General features: G+C 50.8%; 16 protein-coding genes. 10 read left to right on the forward strand and 6 right to left on the reverse strand.

Annotation, left to right across the window (positions count from 1 at the left end):
- Positions 1-7: 7 nt before the first annotated feature.
- Positions 8-1,333: a tetratricopeptide repeat protein gene (locus CYPRO_RS04570; RefSeq protein ID WP_114983492.1), complete on the forward strand. Its 1,326-nt coding sequence runs from the start codon at positions 8-10 to the stop codon at positions 1,331-1,333.
- Positions 1,334-2,132: 799 nt separating this feature from the next.
- The gene (rho, locus tag CYPRO_RS04575) at positions 2,133-3,380 is read left to right on the forward strand and encodes a transcription termination factor Rho (RefSeq protein ID WP_114983493.1); all 1,248 of its coding nucleotides are present in this window, start codon (positions 2,133-2,135) and stop codon (positions 3,378-3,380) included.
- On the opposite strand, the gene lptB is transcribed toward rho, so the two are convergent.
- The 5 genes from lptB to CYPRO_RS04600 all read right to left on the reverse strand — a co-directional run bounded on the left by lptB (position 3,373) and on the right by CYPRO_RS04600 (position 8,731).
- Positions 3,373-4,158: an LPS export ABC transporter ATP-binding protein gene (gene lptB / locus CYPRO_RS04580; RefSeq protein ID WP_114985700.1), complete on the reverse strand. Its 786-nt coding sequence runs from the start codon at positions 4,156-4,158 to the stop codon at positions 3,373-3,375. The genes rho and lptB overlap by 8 nt on opposite strands.
- Before the next feature lie 89 nt (positions 4,159-4,247).
- Entirely contained in the window at positions 4,248-5,294 is a 1,047-nt protein-coding gene (locus CYPRO_RS04585; RefSeq protein WP_114983494.1) for a M42 family metallopeptidase, read from the reverse strand.
- 9 nt (positions 5,295-5,303) lie between these two features.
- Positions 5,304-6,002: a phosphoribosylformylglycinamidine synthase subunit PurQ gene (purQ, locus tag CYPRO_RS04590; protein WP_114983495.1), complete on the reverse strand. Its 699-nt coding sequence runs from the start codon at positions 6,000-6,002 to the stop codon at positions 5,304-5,306.
- A complete protein-coding gene (gene purS, locus CYPRO_RS04595; protein WP_114983496.1) occupies positions 5,999-6,256 on the reverse strand; it encodes a phosphoribosylformylglycinamidine synthase subunit PurS in 258 nt (85 codons plus the stop codon). The genes purQ and purS overlap by 4 nt, the downstream gene beginning before the upstream one ends.
- A gap of 279 nt (positions 6,257-6,535) precedes the next feature.
- Positions 6,536-8,731: a TonB-dependent receptor gene (locus CYPRO_RS04600; RefSeq protein ID WP_114983497.1), complete on the reverse strand. Its 2,196-nt coding sequence runs from the start codon at positions 8,729-8,731 to the stop codon at positions 6,536-6,538.
- A gap of 238 nt (positions 8,732-8,969) precedes the next feature.
- On the opposite strand from CYPRO_RS04600, the gene CYPRO_RS04605 reads away from it, so the two are divergent.
- Genes CYPRO_RS04605 through CYPRO_RS04635 form a run of 7 tightly spaced genes read left to right on the forward strand, consistent with a single transcriptional unit; the run spans position 8,970 to position 14,424 of the window.
- Complete coding sequence (locus tag CYPRO_RS04605) at positions 8,970-9,647, forward strand: metal-dependent transcriptional regulator (protein WP_114983498.1); 678 nt, start codon at positions 8,970-8,972, stop codon at positions 9,645-9,647.
- 10 nt (positions 9,648-9,657) lie between these two features.
- Entirely contained in the window at positions 9,658-10,575 is a 918-nt protein-coding gene (locus tag CYPRO_RS04610; protein WP_114983499.1) for a metal ABC transporter solute-binding protein, Zn/Mn family, read from the forward strand.
- The gene (locus CYPRO_RS04615) at positions 10,572-11,384 is read left to right on the forward strand and encodes a metal ABC transporter ATP-binding protein (RefSeq protein WP_114983500.1); all 813 of its coding nucleotides are present in this window, start codon (positions 10,572-10,574) and stop codon (positions 11,382-11,384) included. Before CYPRO_RS04610 ends, CYPRO_RS04615 begins: the two co-directional genes overlap by 4 nt.
- A complete protein-coding gene (locus tag CYPRO_RS04620; RefSeq protein WP_114983501.1) occupies positions 11,377-12,705 on the forward strand; it encodes a metal ABC transporter permease in 1,329 nt (442 codons plus the stop codon). The genes CYPRO_RS04615 and CYPRO_RS04620 overlap by 8 nt, the downstream gene beginning before the upstream one ends.
- Entirely contained in the window at positions 12,702-13,616 is a 915-nt protein-coding gene (locus CYPRO_RS04625; RefSeq protein ID WP_114983502.1) for a metal ABC transporter permease, read from the forward strand. Before CYPRO_RS04620 ends, CYPRO_RS04625 begins: the two co-directional genes overlap by 4 nt.
- Positions 13,616-14,041, forward strand: a complete 426-nt coding sequence (locus CYPRO_RS04630; protein WP_114983503.1) for a fluoride efflux transporter FluC — start codon at positions 13,616-13,618, stop codon at positions 14,039-14,041. Before CYPRO_RS04625 ends, CYPRO_RS04630 begins: the two co-directional genes overlap by 1 nt.
- Complete coding sequence (locus CYPRO_RS04635) at positions 14,032-14,424, forward strand: fluoride efflux transporter FluC (protein WP_114983504.1); 393 nt, start codon at positions 14,032-14,034, stop codon at positions 14,422-14,424. The genes CYPRO_RS04630 and CYPRO_RS04635 overlap by 10 nt, the downstream gene beginning before the upstream one ends.
- An 18-nt stretch (positions 14,425-14,442) precedes the next feature.
- Here CYPRO_RS04635 and CYPRO_RS04640 read toward each other — a convergent pair whose 3' ends face one another.
- Entirely contained in the window at positions 14,443-15,900 is a 1,458-nt protein-coding gene (locus CYPRO_RS04640) for a GWxTD domain-containing protein (protein WP_114983505.1), read from the reverse strand.
- Between the two features lie 458 nt (positions 15,901-16,358).
- On the opposite strand from CYPRO_RS04640, the gene CYPRO_RS04645 reads away from it, so the two are divergent.
- Positions 16,359-19,496, forward strand: coding sequence for a SusC/RagA family TonB-linked outer membrane protein (locus tag CYPRO_RS04645; protein ID WP_164682535.1), 3,138 nt, complete (start codon positions 16,359-16,361; stop codon positions 19,494-19,496).

Here is a 19,496-nt window from a genome sequence, read left to right on the forward strand (position 1 = left end):
AAATCTTATGAAAAAGCTAATCTTGCTACTGATAGCCGGACTTTTCGTGAGCGAATCGGCATTTGCTCAGGAAGAACCTCCTACACCGCTGAATCTTCCCCCAATTGCCGTTCAGTCTCTTTTTGTGGAAAGTGTACGGAATCAGCAGTTTGAAGAAGCCCTCAATTTTGGTCGCTGGCTGGTTGACTGGCGTCCGCGTGAAATGGAAAACAATCCGAATTTCAGAGGCGACCGTAACTTCCGCAGAATGATTCAGATTTACGAAGCCATCGGCGCTCAGCAGTCTGATCCGAGCCTCAGGGAAGCCTATATTGATTCTGTACTCATTATGTATGAGCGTACCTTCATTACGTTTGATGAATCGGAGATTGATAAATTCGAATGGAAAATGAACAGAGCGCGATTCATGCAATCTAATATGCGTGCAATCGATAATGGTAGGGTGCTGACCATGGAAGAGTACAATGAACTCTTCGAAAAAGACATGGAACGCTTTATTCAGACCGGAGATGGCTACTTCATCAACTATTTGGTCAGTGAGCTTGTAAATAATGGGTTTCGCGACCGCGCTATACAAACCATGAATGTAGCTGAACCGCTGTCACCGGAGTCTGTAAGAGCGCACTTCAATCAGGTAAGAGCTGACTTATTTAGCTCTCCCGATGAGCGCATTGAATTCCTTCTTACCCAAATGGATGGTATGGATGAAGATGAGCAGCTCGAAACCAAGCAGGAATTATTTGATCTCTACGGTGCTACCGGAAACAGAGAAAAGCAGCGGGAGATGGCCATAACTTTATATGAAGTCGATCCGTCTTACGCCAATATCATGAGGCTTGCTGAGTACGCCGAAAGTCAGGCAAATTACCGTGACGCGATTCGCTATCTGGGAGAAGCTTTCCAGGCTACAGATGATCCTGAAACCCGTGCCATGATTAACCTGAAGCTCTCTGAAAATCATTTTGCACTACGTGATCTCCAAACCGCACGCACGTACGCTCAGCGTGCCATGCGCCTGCGTCCAAACTGGGGTGCACCCCTTATGCGAATGGCAGATATTTATGCGCAGGCAGTTACAGACTGTGCAAGCGGTGGCCTTGAGCGTACCGACAAAGCCGTTTACTGGCTCGTAATCGATTATCTTGAAAGGGCTCGCAGAGTTGACAGCAGCGTTGCCAATACAGTTCAGCGCAGCATTGCAAGTTTTCAGGCTGTTACCCCCAATGCGGAAGAGAAATTTTATATGAATTGGGAAAATGGCGATACCATTCAGGTTGGGGCGAACCTCAATGCTTGTTACGATTGGATTAGCGAAAGCACGACCGTTCGCTAAGTACACATCTGATCATTAACATTGTTTAAAATGGCTTTGTGAAATTGCAGGTATTCGATTTGTTGACCTGTACTTTTCACAAAGCCTTTTTTAGTTTTATTTGTATTACAAGGCCATACTGCCGATATTTAGATTTAATTTTCTGTTCAGTTCGCAACTCATCGTATGACTCAGGGAGCTGAATGCTTCAGTAGCGTAACCGAAAAGAAGTGTACGAAGCGACTGATACGAGCGCAGCATATTCGTGCAAAATACGTTTTTATCAGGGGCGATGAAGTTATCTCTGCATTGTATCTCCTGAGATGGGTTTATATCACAGCCGGAAAGTTTTTTAATCGTATGGCAAAACCCGACTTTATATCTCCTTGCAAGGGCTGCGTTGTATATACCCGCACGAACGTCTTATAGAAGCAAACAAGCCCTGTTTCAGCGGTATCAAATCTGCAGTTTCGTTAAAACCATTTCAATCAGGCCCGAAAAGACGAATACGTACCATTCATTTTCTGACAGCTTAAGCTTTATATCAGAAAATTGTATATATGGTTAAATCAGGGCTGTAAGGATGCTTTAGAGCCTTAGTTGTATGCAAGTAGGCTCGTACTGCGTATGCTGCGATGGGACAGGTACTAAGGCATTTACCGCAGTAAGGCTATCGTTTGTGAGTTGATAAATTTGCCGGGCTCTGCAGTACATCCCGGATTAAATACAAACAAAATTAAAATCAAAAAGAATAAACAGATGTAATCTGATTGTTTTATTGGACGTCATCTGTATCTATCAGGAATAAGCTAAACCAGAAATGGCTCAATCAAGAAAAAAGAGTAAATCAAGAGGCCGCAGAAAAAGCAACAAGCCTAAAGGGCGTGCTGCGGCTCCTAAGGGGAAAAAAAATAACCCGCTAATACCCGAATTTAATGGTCAGCAGCCTTCAAAGCCAGCCGGTACGTACAGTGGCGTTCTTGAAATCAATGAGAAAGGGTATGGCTTCCTTCGCAAGCTCAATCATGAGTTCACCCAAAAGGAGTCAGATCCTTTTGTGCATGTAAACATGGTACACATGTTGTACCTGAAGCCCGGACTTGTTCTTGATTGTGAGCTGGAAGAAGATAATAAAGGCAATCGCAGGGTTACTGAAATCCTTCAGATAAACGGACGACCGATTAAGGATTGGACCCTCGCGAAGCGGTTTGAGCTTCAAACACCAATTATGCCGGTTTCACAAATCAAGCTATCGCACAAAGCTGAAGAAACCGAAATGCGGGTTATTGACCTTATTTCACCGGTAGGTAAAGGGCAGCGGGCTATTATTGTAGCACCTCCCAGAACCGGAAAAACGGTTTTACTGAAGCAAATTGCGAAAGCCATTGAAACCTATCACAAGAAAATTCATCTTGCCGTTCTGTTGATTGATGAACGTCCGGAAGAAGTTACGGACTTTATTCGGACCACAAGCGGACAGGTGTTTGCCTCATCAAATGATAATCCGGTTGAAAGCCATACGCGCATTGCGGAAATGGCTTTAGGCTATGTGAAGCGACGTGCCGAAATGGGAGATGATGTTGTGCTCCTGATCGATTCCCTTACCCGTATGGGGCGTGCTTACAATGGCGTAAAATCCGGTTCGGGCGGCAGAACGATGTCTGGTGGTCTTGACATCCGCGCGCTCGAAATTCCTAAAAGAATATTCGGCGCGGCACGCAAAATTGAAGGCGCCGGTTCCCTGACCATTATTGCTACCTGCCTCATTGAAACCAACTCCCGTATGGATGATCTCATCTTCGAGGAATTCAAGGGAACGGGTAACATGGAACTCGTGCTCGACCGGGACCTTGCCAACGACCGCATTTTTCCTGCGATCAATATTGCAGCTTCCGGCACGCGAAATGAAGAAAAATTCATTGAAGATTCTTCCATCGAAGAACGAAATGTGCTGCGCCGCTATTTGCTCCGTAAACCTCCCAAAGACTCCATGCTTAGCCTTCTGCAGGTACTGAAGCGCACGACAAGCAACCGGGATTTACTTGAGCAGCTCGCGACGCTTACGTAGCCGGGTTATCGTGGCCGGAAACCGGTAACTCGGAACGGGTTTCTTCAACAGTATAACGCTCGAGCCGGAACTGTTTCCCTAAATACAGCCGGCGCGCCTCTTCATCCTCGGCAAGCCGGTCAGCCGTGCCTTCCATCAGGATTTTTCCCTCAAACATCAGGTAGGCGCGATCTGTAATTGCTAAGGTTTCGTGTACGTTGTGATCGGTAATAAAAATGCCGATGTTTTTTTGTTTCAGCGTGTACACGATCTTTTGGATGTCCTCCACAGCGATGGGGTCAACGCCAGCAAAGGGTTCATCAAGCAGAATAAACTTTGGGTTTGTGATGAGCGCACGCGCAATTTCGGTACGCCGTCGCTCGCCTCCCGAGAGAGAATAGCCATAACTTTTTTCAACCCCCTGAAGGTTGAATTCTTCTATCAGTTTGCCCGCTTTCTCGCGTCGCTCTTTTTTCGACGTATTGGTAAACTCAAGCACCGACTCCAGGTTTTCGCGCACCGTAAGGTTGCGGAACACACTTGCTTCCTGTGCCAGGTAGCCTACACCTGCCCGCGCCCTGCGGTACATTGGCATGCGTGTAATCTTAGTCTTGTTGAGATAAATATTGCCGCTGTCCGGTCGAATCAAACCCATAAACATGTAGAAAGTAGTCGTCTTACCTGCACCATTCGGACCCAGTAGCCCGACGATTTCCCCCTGATGCACATTGATAGAGACCTGATTTACAACGGTTTTCTTTTTGTAGGTCTTTACAAGGCGGTCGGAATGCAGAATCAGGTTTTCTGATGGGGAAGATGGTTTACTCATCCTGATGAAAAAATCAGTTGGTGTTGATCAAGAAGGGACGACGGGGCAGCGAAAGCGTCTTACAATGCAAAATAGGTGTGCGCCTGTTCTATAAAAGCCTTCGTGAGTTTAATGCCGGAAAGCACGTCGGCAAGGTTGCAGCTCTCAACAGTAGTGTGCAGGTAGCGCGTAGGCGTTGAGACGCAGCCGACCTGCGCGCCGACGCCTGTGAGATATTGCAGGGCCGCTGTATCCGTGCCGCCTGCCGTAAGCAGCTCCCGCTGATGTGCAATATCATGATCCAGCGCCAGGGTTTCCAAAAACGTTACCAGCTTTGGGGTACAGATCACGCTTCCGTCCATGACTTTGATCGCCGTACCCTCACCCAGGACGGAAATTTTCTGATGGGTATCTGCACCGGGTAAATCGTTCGCCAGCGTCACATCAAGCGCAAGTCCTACTTCGGGCTGAATGGCATGTGCTGCGACCCGCGCGCCGCGAAGACCGACTTCTTCCTGTACCGTAAAAACCGCATAGAGATCAACCCCGGTAGAAGCTGCCTGTCGGAAAGCCTCCAGCAAAATATAAACCGAGATACGGTTATCCAGCGATTTGCAGCTGATGTTGTTCCCAATGGTTTTCAGGCTTTGATCTCTTGTAATGGGCGTGCCGACCGGTACGGCTTTGGAAACTTCTTCCTCATTCAGGCCGCAGTCGATAAAAAGCTCGGTAGTCTTGGGCGTGCGCTTTTTCTCTTCATCGCTTTGGGTATGCGGCGCTTTTCCGCCAATTATACCAGGCAGGTCACGGCTACCGTGTACAATTACCCGCTGATTCAGCAGTGATTTTGCGTCGAACCCGCCCAGCGTATGAAACCGGATGAAGCCGTTTTTATCCACGCCAGTTGAAATCAGTGCGATTTCATCGAGATGGGCAGCTGCCATCACCTTGCGCTTCCCGCCTTTTTTGCGCACGATCAGATTGCCCATACCGTCGGTGCTGATCTCATCCGCAAAGCCGCTTAGGGCGTGTTCAACAACGGTACGAACAGGTTCTTCAAAACCGGGCGCGCCGGGGGTTTCGCAGATTTGTTTTAGGAGGGCGAAGTCAACAGATAGTTCAGGCATAAATTCAGGTCAGGCTGGTTGCAGGTGGTGAAGCATGGATTCAAAAATCAGGCGGCCGTCGGTTGAACCGAGTTCTGCCTCGCAGGCCCGCTCCGGGTGCGGCATCATCCCCATAACATTCCGCTGTGCATTTACGATTCCGGCAATATTGTTCAGGGAACCATTAGGGTTGGCCTCCGGAACGACATCCCCCAAAGCGGTGCAGTAGCGAAATACCACCTGGCCGTTATCTTCAAGGGCTTTGAGCGTATCCTGCGAAGCCGTGTAATTGCCCTCGCCATGCGCGATTGGAATCTGAAGCGCGCGATTCTTTTCAATCAGATTTGTGAAAGGGGTGTCGGTCTGTTCGGTGCGCAGATACAACTGTTTGCAGCGAAATTTCAGGTTTTCGTTGGCCAGCATGGCCCCGGGCAGCAAACCGGCTTCCAGCAAAATCTGAAAACCGTTGCAGATACCGATAACCAGACCGCCCTTATTCGCAAATTGCACCACATCCTGCATAACCGGCGAAAAACGCGCAATTGCGCCGGACCGCAGGTAGTCGCCGTACGAAAAGCCGCCGGGCACGATAACCGCGTCGGTTTTGCCGAGGCTTGTTTCCTTATGCCACACAAAGCGAACGTCCGCCCCAAGCACTTGCTTCAGCGCATGGTAGGCATCGTGATCACAGTTGGAGCCCGGAAATACAAGAACCGAAAAAGTTGTCATCGGGACGCTGCCTCCATCACTTCAACTTCAAAATCTTCCATTACTTCATTGGCGAGCAACTTGCGGGCAGCCATTTCAGCCGCCTCACGCGCCTGAGGCTCACTACCGGCTTCAATATCAAGCTCAATCATTTTGCCGATACGCACATCTTTGATACGGTTATAGCCCAGGTTATGCAGGGCACCAAGCGAAGCCTTTCCTTTAGGGTCCAGAATGGAAGGGCGGAGGGTAACGTAAACCCGGATTTTATACATAAGGATGGAATTTGGTTCCGGTTAGAAGGTTGGCCTAATTTACCGTTTTATAAAAGAAAGGGCTAAACGAATCGGAAGTTTTCACAGCCATAATTTCCGCCCCCCTACCAACAGAGCACGCAGAAGTTTTTCCGCCATTCATTCACCCCAACATCACACCCGCGTGGTCGCCCCATCCCAAAAAGAAAACCCGTCTCGGTCAGGAAACGGGTTTTTGTTAGCGTAAATTTGAAGTGATAAAACATGGGAATATCACTTCAAAGAGGTCGGTTTGTGAGACTAAAAAATGTATTGATAACGCAGGGTGAATCCGCGGCCCGGCATGGGGTATCTGAAGGCACCGCCATCAACGCGGCTGAGGTGATTGCGGTAGCTTTCATCGAAGAGGTTATCGACACGGGCCGTGAGCAGATGACGCCCGCCGGCATCAAAACGCAGACCTGCGAAGATGTTGACGAGGGTGTAGGCTTCTGTGGGATCTTCGAATTCGCTGACGCGGTCTTGTTCAAAAGCATGGATGAGCTCGGCGCCGAGGTTCCACTGCGCGGTGTCGTAGCTCAGGCGGGAGCGCAGGCGCATGGGCGGGATGAATGGTAGGGCGCTGTTGTCGTCGAGGCGCTGTGCGCGCACGTAATCAAGGCCGCTGCTGAGGGTGAGGTTGCGCAGGGGACGCAGCACGGCATCGGCTTCAAAACCGAAATAGCGGGCGTTATCAGCAAGTACGACAAATATCGGCAGTTGTGATACGGGCTCGATCTCGCCGGTTGGGTTGTAGTAGATGAAGTTGCTGATGTGGTAATAGAAGGTGCTGATCTCAATGCCGAAGCGTGAGGTTGCGTAGCTGCCGAAGAGGTCGAGTCCGAGCCCGGTTTCATTTTTCAGATTCGGATCGCCGATTTCGTAAGCGCCGGCGCCGATATGTGCAGCATCGGTGAAGAGTTCTTCGATGGAAGGAGACCGGAAGGAGCGGGCAAGCTGCAAACCCCCTTCAAAGCCGCCTTGCTGAAAGTTGAGGCCCGCGGATCCGCTCAGGGAGAAATCGGAGCGGGTCGGATTTTCAGGCTGTGCAAAGCGGGAGTTGGCGAACGTATCGAGGAAGGCATAGTCGCCGCGAAGTCCGGTTTGCAGACGCAGTTGCTGCGTAAGGGGAATATCCGCGTAGCCGAAGAGCGCGAGATTCAGGTTGCGCCCGTCTGGCGTGAGGCCTTCATCACCGCCGACATTGAGCATGCGCATGTAGCTGCTTGCCCCGAGTGCGCCGCTGATGCGGTGCTGTGCCTCGGAGCGCACGAACAGCACGGAACCGCTGAAAGTGAGGGTGCGAAAATCAATTTCGATGTCTTCGTCAATACTTCCGTCGTCTTCAAATTCGATTTCAACTTCCTTGTGGCCGTAACGGCTGAGGTTGAAGCGTAGCTGGGTCTGATCAAAAAATCCATCGTGTGTGAACTGTCCGAAACCACCGAGATTGATGCGATTGAGCCGGATTTCGATGAGCTCATCATCATCGGTGATTTCCTCGGGAAGTCCGTAGGTTTGTTCCAGGCCGCTGAGGGAAAACCCGCCGACAAAGCTGTCGTTGCGAAACGCCATGCCAACGGCACCATTAAAGGATTCGTTAAAAGTGTCGGGTAAGGTTCCGGAAGGTGTGCGGAAATCACCGGTATTTCGGTAGCTGAACCGTGCAGTAAAAGCAGTCTGATCAAGGCCATAGGTGACGCGGCCAAATGTTGCGCCGCCGTCGTTCACCGTCATACCGGTGAGGCTGAGTCGGCCGCTTGCACCTCTGCTCCATTGTGACGGAATATCGTTGTTGAGCAGGTTTACAACACCGCCCATAGCGCCTGAGCCATACAGGAAACTCGCCGGACCACGGACAATTTCGATGCGTTCGGCGGCTTCAATATCGAGTGAAGTCGCGTGATCAGGCGCTGTTTCGCCCAAATCGCCCATTCTTTCGCCGTTTTCGAGTACAACAACCCGGTCTCCGTCAAAGCCACGAATGACCGGTCTTGAGGGGGCGGCACCGAAACTTCGTACATTCAGGCCGGGCATGAACTGCAGGGCGTCGCCGAAGTTATCCGCCGAGCGCTCCTGAAGGTCACTCATGCTGAGCGCAGCTGACGGACGAAAGGAGCGGTTACTCCCCGAGGGGGATGAGGTGATGAGCACCGTTTCACGCTGAAGCAAATCGGGACTGAGTGTGACTTGAAGCGCATGTGCTGCCGGAAGGCTCACAACAAGTTCACGGGTAATGTGACCGATAAAAGAAACGGTCATCCGGATTTCATCGGTCTCAGCAGTGAACGTGAGCGTGAAGTTGCCGTTGGCATCCGTCACGGTCCCGGTTCTGAGCTCCGGGATAAACACGGTAGCGCCTGGAAGTGCTTCACCGGTATTGTCGGTTACGGTGCCGGTAAGCTCCTGCGGCTGAGTGAACCACACGAGGGTTGATATGAGTAGCGGGAATAACATAGAATTTATGATAGGGTGATTATTGCTTTAATGCAATATAGTTGCAATAAATACCGGGACGAAGATCGTCCGGTTGTTTTTGTGTCGTTTAATTTAGTCTAATCTAAAAATAATGGCAAATATATTTGCAGTCCATGAGCTAAATGGCGCGTTAAGGGAGATGTGATACATTTTTTCTTTTGATTGACAGGCATTATCTCTATTATTGAAGCAAATAAATTTTGATAAAGCTAAATTTATGAAGCCTAAACTCAGTGAGTCTCAGGAGGATTATCTCAAGCATATCTTTTTGCTTAGCGAGCATCATGATGAGCTGGTATCCGCCTTGCAGCTTGCGGAACATCTTGGGGTGAAGCCTGCCTCCGTTACAAACATGCTCAAAAAGCTGGCTGACCTAAAGCTGATTGAGTACAAGCCTTATTACGGGGTCCGGCTTAGCCGTGCCGGGGAGCTGGTAGCGCTTGAAGTATTGCGCCATCACCGGCTTTTGGAGTTGTATCTGTCTGAAATTCTTGGCTTTGGTTGGGAAGAAGTGCACGAAGAAGCCGAGCGGCTGGAGCATGTCATCAGCGAGCGCCTCGAAGCGCGTATTGCCGAAAAGCTTGGTCATCCTACCCATGATCCGCATGGCGATCCTATCCCGACCGTCGATTTGGAGCTGCCGGACTCTCCCGCCCGTTACGCCCTTACAAGCCTGAAACCCGGGCAGCAGGGCCTGATTGCCAGAGTTCGCACGCAGGATACCGGCACCCTGAACATGCTGAGTCGTCTTGGCCTTACCATTGGCGTAGCTGTAAAGGTGCTTGATGCCGGACGGGATGGCGTCCGGATTGATACCAACGGGGATACTTTCCTTTTACCGGAAGACCTTGCTTCCAAAATTTTGATTGAGCTAAATATTAAACAGGAGTCCTGAAATCGCGCGTATGAATTCAAAATTGCTGATTCTCATATTAATAGTATCTCTCAGTTCCGCTCTTCTGTCCTGTAGTTCGGATGAATCATCCGGTGACGAGCGGCCATTTGTAGTTACAACTACCATGATGCTTGAAGACACCGTGCAGCAGATTGCCGGTGATTTTGTGCGCATTGAAGGCCTGATGGGACCCGGTGTTGATCCGCACCTGTACCGTGCGACGCCTGCCGATGTGCGGCGGCTTGAGCGCGCAGACCTCATTATTTACAACGGCCTTTTTCTCGAAGCCCGGCTTTCAGAAGTCCTCGCCCGAATGCCGGAACGCAGTTTTGCCGCTGCCCAACAGCTTGACCGCGTGCGGCTGATTGAGGCAACCGACTTTGGGGGTACCTTTGACCCGCATGTGTGGTTTGATGTTTCCATTTGGGCGGAAGTCGTCAGGCTTACAGCCGACAGGCTAATCACCTTAATTCCGGAAGCTTCTGAAGAGATACAGGCCAACGCAGATGCGTATATACAGGAGCTGACAGCGCTGCACGAGTGGGTGAAGGCCGAAATTGCCTCCATCCCGGAAAACCGCCGCGTACTCATCACCGCACATGACGCATTCGGGTACTTTGGGCGGGCATATAATATTGAAGTCCGTGGCATTCAGGGGCTGAGCACACAGAGCGAAGCGGGGCTGCAGGACATCAGCCGCATGGTGCGTTTCATCATGGATAATGAAATCCCGGCCATTTTTCTGGAGAGTAGTATTGCGCCGCGTTCGGTGCAGTCGCTCATGAACGGCGTGCGGGAGCGGGGCGGTACGGTTTCGCTGGGTGGTGAATTGTTTTCGGATGCCATGGGCGCCCGGAATACGCCAGAAGGTACCTACGTAGGCATGGTTCAGCATAACGTGAACATCATCACAGGGGCCCTGCGATGAGTGACGGCCCGAAACAGAACGCGCCACAGGGCGTGCCTCCCGTAGAAGTACATGATCTCACCGTATCCTATCAGAACAAGCCGGTGTTGTGGGATGTCGATTTCACCCTGCCTGACGGCACGCTGACGGCCATCGTCGGACCGAACGGTGCGGGAAAATCTACCCTCATCAAAGTCATAATGGGGCTGATTAAACCGGTTTCGGGCTATGCCCTGATTTACGGCAAGCCGCTGCAGCAAATGCGCAAGCGTATTGCCTACGTGCCGCAGCGGGAAAGCGTGGACTGGAATTTCCCGGTCAGTGTACTTGATGTCGTTTTGATGGGGCGTTACGCGCACCTCAGGCTGTTTCGCAGGCCGGGCGCAGAAGACAAAGAGCTTGCTATGCATGCGCTCGAAAAAGTAGGCATGGCCGCTTATGCGAACCGTCAGATTGCACAGCTCAGCGGCGGGCAGCAACAGCGGGTATTCCTGGCCCGCGCCCTCGCGCAGGATGCTGATATCTACTTTATGGATGAACCCTTCGCAGGGGTTGATGCCTCAACCGAAGAACACATCCTCGAATTGCTGCGCGAACTGCGATCCGCCGGGCGCACGGTGATTGTGGTACATCACGATCTTCAGACGGTATCCGATTACTTCGACTGGGTCCTGATGTTGAACCTTCGGCTGGTAGCTATCGGACCCATGGCGGGCACCTTCACCAAAGAAAATCTTCAAAAAGCCTACGGAGGCCGCCTCAACATTCTGTCGCAGGTTATTGAGCTTTCGCGACGGGATAACTTTGTGAGAGAATCAGATCATGAGTGAAGTGTGGGCTGACTTTTTTCTTTTACAGGATCCCAATCTGCGCTGGGTGCTGGCCGGAACCGTGCTCTTAGGACTCTCCGCCGGTGCACTGGGCTGTTTTACCGTGCTGCGGGAGCGCGCCCTTGTAGGTGATGCAGTCGCGCATGCCGTACTGCCGGGGGTTTGCATGGCCTTCATCATCACCGGCGATAAAGATCCGCTTGCCTTGCTGGCCGGCTCCGTTGTTTTTGGATGGATCAGTTTGATGGTGATGGATTTTGTGATACGGAATTCCAAGATCTCCTCAGATACATCCATCGGGATGGTCCTGTCTGTATTTTTTGGACTGGGCGTGATGTTGCTCACCTGGATTCAGAACAGCGGTAACCCCAATCAGAGCGGACTGGATGCTTTTTTATTCGGTAATGCGGCTTCCATGCTGCCGGAAGACGTCATGCTGTTTGGTATGGTTAGCGTGATGGTGCTGGTTGCCATCGTCCTGTTATACAAAGAGTTCAAGCTGATCAGCTTCGATACGGACTATGCAACCGTAATCGGCATGCCGGTGAAGCGGATGGAAGTCGTGATGGCGAGCCTGTTGGTTGTTACCATTACGGCAGGTTTGCAGGCGGTTGGCGTGGTGCTAATGGCTTCCATGCTGATCATTCCCGCAGCGGCCGCGCGCTATTGGACGGATTCCCTTTCGGCTATGCTGTATATCGCAGCCGGGGTGGGTGCCATTTCGGCTGTTTCCGGTACCTTTGTAAGCTACACGGCCCCGTCAATGCCAACCGGTCCGTGGATGGTAGTATCGGCTGCGGTGCTGTTCGCGCTCTCTTTCTTCTTTGCCCCTGCCCGCGGGGAGCTGCAAAAACGCAGGCGTGCACGCAAACAGCGTGAAAAAGTGACGGGTGAAAATATCCTAAAGACACTCTATAAAATGGAAGAGCGTGACGGGCAGACGTTTCGCTCGCGCACCCGCAATGAAATCCTGAAAAAGCGTCAGATGGAGCCGCTCAGCCTCAAAGCTGGTCTCAGGCAGCTCGAATCCAGGGGTCTGGTGCAGCACCTACAGGGGCAGCCATCGGGCTATCTCCTTACGACTGCCGGCAGAGAAGAAGCCCGGCGTGTGGTTCGCATACACCGGCTCTGGGAACTCTACCTCACCGAAAAACTGCAGCTCCCCGGAGATCACGTCCACGACCCAGCCGAATCAATGGAGCATGTTATTACGCCCGAGCTGGAAGAACAGCTGATGAAAATCCTCAATAATCCGGAACAGGATCCGCATAACAAGCAAATTCCGCGGCGCAGCAATTCAGCCGGGGAGGGAGGCGCGTGACAACTTTTTGGATTTTGCTTACGGCTTGTCTGGCCTCTGCGGCCTGCGCATTGGTGGGCACCTACCTGGTTCTTCGCAAGCAAGCCATGCTCAGCGATGCCATCTCTCATGCCGTACTGCCGGGTATCGCCATTGCCTTCCTGCTAACCGCCTCCCGAAACACCTTCCCCATGCTGCTTGGTGCGGGCGCTTTCGGACTGCTGACCGTTTACCTCACCGAAAAACTGCAGGAGCGGGGACGTTTGATGAATGATGCTTCCATGGGGATTGTCTTCACCACCCTTTTTGCGATTGGGGTCATCATCATTACGCTCTTTGCCGGTTCCGTTGACCTTGATCACGAGTGCATTCTGTTCGGGGAAATTGCCTATGTACCCTGGGATTTGTGGATTTTTGCAGGGATGAACATGGGGCCCCGGCCGGTCTGGATTTTGGGGATGGTGCTGGTGATAAACCTGATTTTCATTTTAAGCTGCTACAAAGAGCTCAAAATTTATGCATTTGATCGTCAGCTGGCGGTAAGCATGGGCATTCCGGTCGTTTTTATTCATTACGGTCTGATGGGTACCGTGTCTTTTTCCACCATTGCTTCCTTTGAGAGTGTGGGCGCGATTTTGGTTGTAGCGCTGATTATTGTTCCACCGGCAACAGCCTACCTGCTCACCCGCCGGCTTTCCGTCATGCTGATACTTTCCGTAAGTTTCGGTGTGTTGAGCTCGCTTTCCGGTTATTATCTGGCTTTGGTCACCGATACCTCTATTGCTGGCGCCATTGCTGTAATGACAGGCGTTTTTTTCGGCCTGGCGCTACTGTTTAGTCCGCAGGAAGGTGTCATCACAAAAAGAAACAAGAGCATTCAGAACACCTCAACGCAAGTACCGGAAACGGCAGAAGGTAACCAACTCAGCTGATGTCATTATCCCCCAAAGAAATGCAACAGCCCGGTCTATTCGCAAAAATTATCCTGATTTTTCTGGGTGGTGCGATCGGTACCGGTCTTCGGTTTGCACTGATTCTGCTCAGCGGGCTGGAAGCTGACCGGATCTACTGGATCATACTTGTGGAAAATATAATGGGATGTTTTGCTTTGGGCTACGTTTCCGCACGTCTTAAAATGCGGATGATGCGTCACTACGCCTGGGCCCCGTTTATGGGAACGGGTCTTCTGGGCTCATTTACAACCTTTTCGGCTTTTTCAACAGATCTGATCTACACCGCTGCGATTTCCTGGTGGCTGACAGGCTTTTATCTCATATTCTCGCTGACCGGCGGACTGTTCGCTGCTATGGCAGGATTGAAGCTGGGTTTGAGTCAGGGGAGGAAAAGATGGATATAAGCCTCTTCATCCTTTTTTTATGCGTGATGATTGCCGGGGGATGCGGTGCCCTTTGCCGCTATTTTGTTAATGAAAGGATCACGAAAGGGTTTCCGACGAGCTTCCCGCTCGGTACGTATGTGGTGAACATAAGCGGCAGCTTCGCCGCCGGCCTTGTGACCGGAATGGTGCTCTACGGCTGGGAAATTATGCCGCCTGTGGCTGCTGCGGTGCTGCTCAAAGGCTTTCTCGGCGGATACACAACTTTCTCTACCTGGATGGTGCAGGCGGTGGATCAGCTTCGGGCGAAAGACCTCGCGGGTGTTTTTCTGAATCTTTTGGGAAGTGTACTCACCGGCGGACTTGCAGCGCTTGCCGGAATCTGGCTGATTCGTTTCCTTTAAATACTGGCGTGAATTTCCTCAGCTGCCGAAAGGCCGGTTCAGCACAAAGCCGTTGAGCCATTCCTGTGTGCGGTGGAAATATACGCTGTGGTAAAAATCGCGTCGGTTGAGGGTCCAGCTATTAAAGGGAAAGCGCTCGCTGCCAATACGGGAGCGGTCAAAGACAAAAACCCGAAACGGATCATTGCGGTCGAAACCGAAGGTCCAGCGGAGTTCGCGGCCAAACTGATCTTCGTACCATGGCGGGCCAAAAATGATGTAGATCATGCCCAAATCTGTTTTCCAGCCCGATTTATGGTTGGAAAACTGTTTATTTGCTTCCACGACCCGCTCATAAAACAGCGACATGACTTCGCGGGCGAGATCAGGGCTTTCCAGGTTGTCGAGCCAGAAACGTTCAACGGCGCGTTTCATTTCCGTTTCATCTTCAATGGCCATGAGTTCGCTGTGCTCACGGTCATTCATAAGGTAAATCAGCGGTTCAGCCATTTCCCGTGCCGTAACAACTTCCGGAAAGTGCGTGGATCGCATGCCAAAATCACGTGCCCTGAAAACGATGGCGTCTGACGGGTCCGGATCGGCTTCAACAGAAGTAAAAACTTCGAACCGGAAACTGCCGATATCCGGCGAATCTACCGTGAACTCAACTTCAATGGCACCAAATTCATCTGCAAAAAGGCGGCTCTGCTCTTCGATGATTTCGCTCTCACTGTAGTTGATGCCTCTCACCCGAATAGAGTTGGAAGGCAGGTTACGGAAGGAGATGTGCCGCGCGGGTTGCTGATCGGATTCAAATTCGAGCAACCTCATGTGCGCAAATACGGGCGGATCATTTTCGCTTCGCGTAATGAAATACCGGAAAGTAAGGCTGTCGTAAATGCCGGGTATATCATAGGTAGCGATACTGACGGTAGTTCCATCGCTCGCATTGTTTCCGAAAATGCTGATACCGGTTAAAAGCCCCGATGCGTCGTCCAGATCAGGAAGCTCCGTATTTACACTGCGGGTGAGCGTTTTTCCGGAAGATTCATCACGAATGGTAAGCGTCACCGTGTAGAAGCCCGGCTGTACTTCAAAAACTTCTTCATATCGGATGCGGGTTGACCGCTGCACGGTTCGCTCGGGATCCCCCGCAATCGTGTGCGAGCTTGTTCTGACGTAGGTTTCCTGGCCTCTTGCCTGTGTTTCTTCATCGGGAAGGATTTCGAAGCGGGCCTGTATGCGGGCTGCCAGCGTGTCATCGCGGGATGTGAAAACAAGACTGCTTTTTGAAAGGGAAACAGAAACAGTCAGAAACGGATCACCGGCTTCGGTGTAGCTGCCGTCGGCGGCAAGGGTGAACTCAGGGGCACCATCGGTGAGAATAAGCCGCTGACCAATATCAACCGTATCCGGGAAATGAGATCGGGCGCAGCCTGAGAATACAAAAGCTGCAAAAAGCACATGAATCAAAAAAGGCAACAAACGAAGTCGCATAACTGAAGAACCGGGTTATATAAGAGTCAGGAAGCTGAAGCTGAAGCTGTATGTTTAATGAAACGGCAACATACTTAAAAAAGAAATACTGTAAGGCATATCGTTCAGCGAAAACAGTAAAAGGCCCCAAAAATAAGCTTCATAGTTTGGTGCCAATCAATGCGCCTGGTATGTAAAATAATAAGGCTCTTATATAAAGTACGCACAAATTATTAAGAATAAACGGGATAATGGCTCAGGAAATAAGTCCTTTGAGATCTAAAAGAGAGTTGTAATTCACTCCATATTGTATTAATATCAAAATTGCCAAATATTACAACGGCATTATTCAAAGCCAAAGCGGTTAGTGAAGCTTCCAGGCAACGCGATATTGATGTTGCTGCGTATAAAAAAGTTTCATGCAATTGCCAGCTGCGGCAAATCTTCACATATGGTTAAACTAACTCATGAGGTCATCTATGATTAAAAAGATACTAGCGTATGCAGTATTGAGTTTAGTCGTGTTGGTACCGTTTGTTTCAGCCCAAACAGGCTCAATCACGGGATCCATTACGGATGCTCAGACGGGAGAAGGGTTGCCTGGCGCAACTGTTTTTCTGCCTGAACTAAGTCTCGGTCAATCGACCAATCTCGACGGAGAGTACACCATCAACAATGTGCCTGCCGGTACCCACAATGTTCGGGTTACCTATGTAGGTTATGTTGCACGTACTGTTTCTGTCACCGTTACTGCTGGTGCTACCACTACGCTGAACGTTGAGCTGCAGCCCGACCGGCTTGAGCTTCGCGATCTTGTAGTCACCGGTTATGGCGTAATGCCACGCCGTGAAGTAACGGGTTCTATTGCACAGGTTCGTGGCGAGCAAATCGCTGACCTTCCTGTACAAACCTTTGACAGCGCCATTCAGGGCCGTGCTGCCGGTGTAACCATTACATCTGCTTCCGGTCAGCCGGGTGGAGCCCTTCGCGTGCGTGTTCGCGGTACAGGTTCTATCACAGCCGGTAATGATCCGCTGTATGTAGTGGACGGTGTTCCCGTAACAGTAAATACGGATGTTTCTACACAGGCGTCATCGAATGCGCTTGCTGCTATTGATCCAAACGACATCGAATCAATCGAGATCCTCAAGGACGCCGCTGCTGCTTCTATTTATGGTGCTCAGGCTGCCAATGGTGTAGTTCTTATTACTACCCGTCGTGGGCAGGCTGGCCGTACGCAGTTTCAGGTCTCTTCTCAGGTCGGGGTTCGTGAAGCAATCAACAAGTATGATATGCTTACCGGCCAGGAGTGGGTAGCCATGCAGATCGAAGGCCGTCGTAATGACGCAATTGTGAATGCCCGTCGGGGTATCCCAACAGCGCTCAACAACCCTGATACACAGGAAAATAACTTCCGTAACAGTGCTCTTGTCAGAAATGAACTCATCGATTTCCCTGAGTTTGATTCAGAAGCTGAAGCCAGAGATTTTGTAAACAGCCTCACGCTGGACGAATTCCTTGCTTTTGTACCTAACTACGACTGGCAGGATGCCATCTATCGTACAGGTAACACCCGCAACGTTTCGGTAAGCGCCCGCGGTGGTACGGATCAGACACGTTTCTTTGTTTCCGGTTCTTATGAATACCAGGAAGCACAAATCATCATGTCTAACTTCGAGCGTTTCAACGTTCGTACGAACCTTGATCACCGTGCAACCGATTTCTTCTCCATCGAAACCAGTATTGCACTTGCTTCCACAAGCCAGTTCGGTTCTATTTCTGATGGTAACTTCATTAATGGCCCGTTTTTCGCAGCGCCTTATTCGGTACCTATTCAGCCGATCTTTAATGAAGATGGTACCTTTAATGAGAATGTTACCGGTGATTACAACATCATTCAGGGTGTAAATCTTGAAAAACGTGAAGGCCGCACCAATCAGGTTATTGGTAACCTTGCAGCCAACTTCCAGCTTACCCCAAATCTCGTTTTGCGTTCCTTTGTGGGTATCGATTACCGCAACGTGCGTGACACCAACGTGCGCCCGCCGGAAATTCCTTCCTTTGCTGGCTTTGGTGGTCAGGTATTCGAAGCAAACCGCGACGTTGCCAACTGGAACACCAACCACACCCTGTCTTATTTCAACACCTTTGATGATATCCACAGTGTGTCTGGTGTAGGTGGTTTTGAGTATCGTCAGCAGCAGCGTGAATCCTTCACGGCTACGGGCCGCGGTTTTGGTAGTGGTCTTTTCGGCACCCTGCAAAGTGCGGCTGATCCGTTCGGTGTTAGCGGCTTTTTTACCGAGTTCCGTATTGCTGGTTTCTTCGGTCAGGTTCGCTATGATTACGACAAGCGCTACTTCGCCACAGCCACCATGCGTTACGATGGTTCTTCCCGTTTCGGTGACGATACCAAATGGGGTCTGTTTTACTCCGGGTCATTGGGATGGGAAATTTCCCGTGAGCGTTTTCTCGAGAACGTTGACTGGCTCGATCAGCTTCAGCTTCGCGTGAGCTATGGTGTAACCGGTAACTCAGAAATCGGAAACTTTGCTTCCCGCTCCCTCTTCGGTAGTTCAGGTACGTACAATGGCGTTTCTGGTCTCCGTGCGTCACAGCTCGGAAACAACCGCCTGACCTGGGAAGAAGCCAGTACCCTTAACCTGGGCTTGAACTGGGCCCTTCTTGAAGGCCGCTTCTACGGTGCTGTTGATGTATTCCGTACATCAAACGATCGTCTTCTCCTGAATGACTTCCTCTTTTCAGATTCCGGCTTCGGTTCTTTTGTCAACAACGTTGGTGAAGTTCGCAATGAAGGTATCGAAATTGAAATTGGTGGTACCCTCGTAAACTGGGAAGGCCTTCGCTGGACGTCTGATTTCAACATCACATTCCAGAGAAACGAAGTAATCGATCTCGGTGATGCGGATTTCCTTTTCCCAACTTTTGCTGATGGTGTTACCCGTCGGGTTGATGTAGGTCAGCCACTGTTTGCTGAGCGTTTATTCCGTTTTGCCGGTATAAACCCGGCTGATGGTCGTGGTATGTGGTACGACCGCAATGGCAACATCACCTACAGCCCGGTTGATGAAGATGCTGACTTTGTCGGCGCTGCATTCCCCGATATTATTGGTGGATGGAACAATACCATTGCCTACGCAGGCTTCACCCTTGATGTGTTCTTCCAGTACAGCCTGGGTCAGGACAGCTTCAAGCAGCAGGAAGGCTTCTTCCTCGATGGAACCATTTTCCGTGGACGTGGCCTTACCCGCCGTACCCTCGACAGATGGCAGCGTCCTGGTGATATCACCGATATGCCTAAAGCTTCTGCCCGTCAGTCAGAAGGTGGTACTGATGCCGACTTCTTCTTCACTCCGTCTACTTGGCACCTTGAAGATGTAGGTTATATCCGTCTGAAGTCTGCTTCGCTATCTTATCAGCTGCCTACCAATATTGTAAGTCAGGTTGGCCTTTCCAACGCGCGTGTATTTGTTCAGGGTCTTAACCTGATCACCTGGACCAACTACCGTGGCCTTGACCCGGAAATTGTAGAGGTTGCGAATGCTCCGTTCCCGCAGCCGCGTATTTACTCTGCCGGCGTTACGCTGCAATTCTAA

Source organism: Cyclonatronum proteinivorum (assembly GCF_003353065.1).
Taxonomy (GTDB): Bacteria; Bacteroidota; Rhodothermia; order Balneolales; family Cyclonatronaceae; genus Cyclonatronum; species Cyclonatronum proteinivorum.